Here is a 3364-nt window from a genome sequence, read left to right as displayed (position 1 = left end):
ATAAATACGGAAAGCCCACCGAAGAGAGATGACTCTCCTCGGTAGGCTGAAATGAGTATGAATGGTGGCGGCGAACCGGATTTCCCAGAGGGTCGCCCACTCCAGTACTCGCCGGAACGCTGGTGAGCTTATCTTCCGTGTTCGGGATGGGTACGGGAGGCAACCTCACCGCTATGGCCGCCTAACGCTGAGTCGTGGAGTCGAACCACGATGGTATACCGCTCTCAGTGTGGCAGATGTAATAGTACGTGCGATCCAGTTTGCGCCTGGACTCGTTCAGCGACGAGTAAATCGTCGGTGAAGAGTCACAGTGCGTATGAATGATGGCTTTGAGTTGTTAGTGCTCGTGGGCTGAACGTCTCGTTACCTCGACGCGTACACCCCGAGTCTATCGACCTCCTCTTCTAGGAGGACTCTCGACGGTGTCTCTTTTCCAAGTGGGTTTCGAGCTTAGATGCGTTCAGCTCTTACCCCGTGCTGCGTGGCTACCCGGCACGTGCTCTCTCGAACAACCGGTACACCAGTGGCAGCCGATCGTAGTTCCTCTCGTACTATACGATCGTTCTTGTCAGACACCATAACACACCCAGTAGATAGCAGCCGACCTGTCTCACGACGGTCTAAACCCAGCTCACGACCTCCTTTAATAGGCGAACAACCTCACCCTTGCCCGCTTCTGCACGGGCAGGATGGAGGGAACCGACATCGAGGTAGCAAGCCACTCGGTCGATATGTGCTCTTGCGAGTGACGACTCTGTTATCCCTAGGGTAGCTTTTCTGTCATCAATTGCCCGCATCAAGCAGGCTAATTGGTTCGCTAGACCACGCTTTCGCGTCAGCGTTCCTCGTTAGGAAGAACACTGTCAAATCATCTTTTGCTCTTGCACTCTTCGCCGGGTCTCTGTCCCGGCTGAGATGATCTTAGGGCGCGCTCGATATCTTTTCGAGCGCGTACCGCCCCAGTCAAACTGCCCGGCTACCGGTGTCCTCCTCCCGGAGTGAGAGTCGCAGTCACCGACGGGTAGTATTTCACTGATGACTCGGTGGCCCGCTAGCGCGGGTACCTGTGTAATGTCTCCTACCTATGCTGCACATCGGCGACCACGTCTCAGCGACAGCCTGCAGTAAAGCTCCATAGGGTCTTCGCTTCCCCCTGGGTGTCTCCAGACTCCGCACTGGAATGTACAGTTCACCGGGCCCAACGTTGGGACAGTGATGCTCTGGTTAATCCATTCATGCAAGCCGCTACTGATGCGGCAAGGTACTACGCTACCTTAAGAGGGTCATAGTTACCCCCGCCGTTGACAGGTCCTTCGTCCTCTTGTACGAGGTGTTCAGATACCTGCACTGGGCAGGATTCAGTGACTGTACGAGTCCTTGCGGATTTGCAGTCACCTGTGTTGTTACTAGACAGTCCGAGCATCCGAGTCACTGCGACCTGCTCCGTTCCGGAGCAGGCATCCCTTATTCCGAAGGTACGGGACTAACTTGCCGAATTCCCTAACGTCGGTTGCTCCCGACAGGCCTTGGCTTTCGCCGCCATGGACACCTGTGTCGGTTCTCGGTACGGACATCATACTCATCTTTTCACGGGCCCCAGGTTGAACCATATTTCTCTGTCTCGCCGTTCGTCCGCTTCGTGCCATTACGGCTTCCACGGAGTTGGACGATTCGACCGGGCGAAAGCCCGGCATGGTCGACCCCAGGGCGTCAATTTTCACTGTATGATGGCACGGGAATATTAACCCGTTTCCCATTTCGTCTCAGTCGAGTTGCGGTGAGACTTAGGACCGGCTAACCCTCGGCTGATCAGCAGTGCCGAGGAACCCTTATCCATTAGGCCGTCGGGGTTCTCACCCGACTATCGCTGCTACTATGGCCAGGATTTTCGTCACTAATCGGTCCACAGGAGCTCTCGCCCCTGCTTCCATCCAATTAGAGCGCCAATCTACTCGATTGTCCGGTAAAGGACACGGATAGGTCTCGGTGGTGGATTTGAGTCCCGATCATTTTGGGCGCCTCAAACCTCGGCCGGTAAGCTGTTACGCTTTTCTTAGAGGGTAGCTGCTTCTAAGCTCACCTCCCGGCTGTCTAGGGCTCGAGACCACCTTCAGAGGATTACACTTAATCCACACTTGGGGACCTTAACCTATCTCTGGGTTGTTCCCCTCCTGGTGCACAGGCTTACCCCGCACACCGGAATCCCCGCGTCAAACAGCGTTCGTAGGTTTGGAGTTTGACAAGTGTGCCGACTCCTCTCGGAGGCGGTCACACTAATCGGTCGCTCTACCCCACGAACTACCTCGGCGGAGGTCATGCTTCGACATGTTTCGATTGGAACCAGCTGTTGCCGGACTCGATGGGCCTTTCACCCCTAAACATAGATCACGAGAGGGTATTGTAGGACACCAACTCTAACAGGCCTCCACGTGCCTTTCGGCACGCTTCGCCTTGTCCATGCTTAGATCGTCCGGATTCGGGTCGTGTCAGTGTGGCTCCCCGCCCTTGAAGACGGCGGCCCTCGGGCAAAGCCCTGCGGCCATGTCGGTTTCCCTGTGCCTCCCCCGATGCTCGGGTTAGACTTGCCATACGGACACACTCCCTGGCTCGTTTTTCAAAACGTACGACGGAACATCGGCTTCCGGTGAGTCTTACTGGACGCTCGCGCGTCGGTCATTCGTCATCGGACCTTGTATGCCCCGTCGCTCCATCGCCAACTGAGTTCATGCTCTATTTCACCTCCCGTCTGAGGGTACTTTGCAGCGTTCGTTCACACTACTTGTGCACTATCGGTCTCGAGGAGTGTTTAGCCTTAGCAGTCGATGCCTGCCATGTTCGCGAGGGATTTCCAACCCCCGCTACTCCGGAACTGACGCACAACGTACTAGCCTCACGTACGGGGTTGTCACCCTGTGTCACGCCCTGTTCCAAGGGACTTCTGTGAGACGGTCGGTTGATGAGAGTCAGTCCAAACACCACATTGGTCGTAAGACCTTCGGTTTGGGCTGTATCGCGTTCACTCGCGGTTACTGACGACATCACGTTGCGTTTTCTTGTCCTCCCGATACTGAGATGTTTCAGTTCTCGGGGTTCCTCATTGCGCGAAGCAATTGTTGAAGAGATTCTCATTCGGAAATCCTGAGTTCTAAGCCTCCGTGCGGCTCCCTCAGGCTTATCGCAGCTTGGCACGTCCTTCTTCAGCTCTCGAGCCGAGCAATCCACCAGCTGGCATAGTAGCCAACGTCGTTGTGACTCGTTAAACTGAACGAGTCCAGTGGACGCCTGGATCGCACGTACACACGGTTTCATATTCGCCCCCAAGGTGGTAGATGGTGGGCGAATCGACCCTTCCCAACCTCGGTTT

2 rRNA genes are annotated in these 3364 nt (G+C 55.6%); both read right to left on the bottom strand.

From position 1 onward, the window contains the following. Nucleotides 1-62: 62 nt before the first annotated feature. Nucleotides 63-185 (bottom strand): 5S ribosomal RNA (gene rrf / locus NJQ98_RS18965). A gap of 132 nt (nucleotides 186-317) precedes the next feature. Next, nucleotides 318-3247, bottom strand: a 23S ribosomal RNA gene (locus NJQ98_RS18960). Nucleotides 3248-3364 lie beyond the last annotated feature (117 nt).

The organism is Haloarcula laminariae (genome assembly GCF_025457605.1).
Taxonomy (GTDB): domain Archaea; phylum Halobacteriota; class Halobacteria; order Halobacteriales; family Haloarculaceae; genus Haloarcula; species Haloarcula laminariae.
Note: the sequence above shows the minus strand (reverse complement) of the source record. Positions and strands in the feature narration are given on the sequence as shown.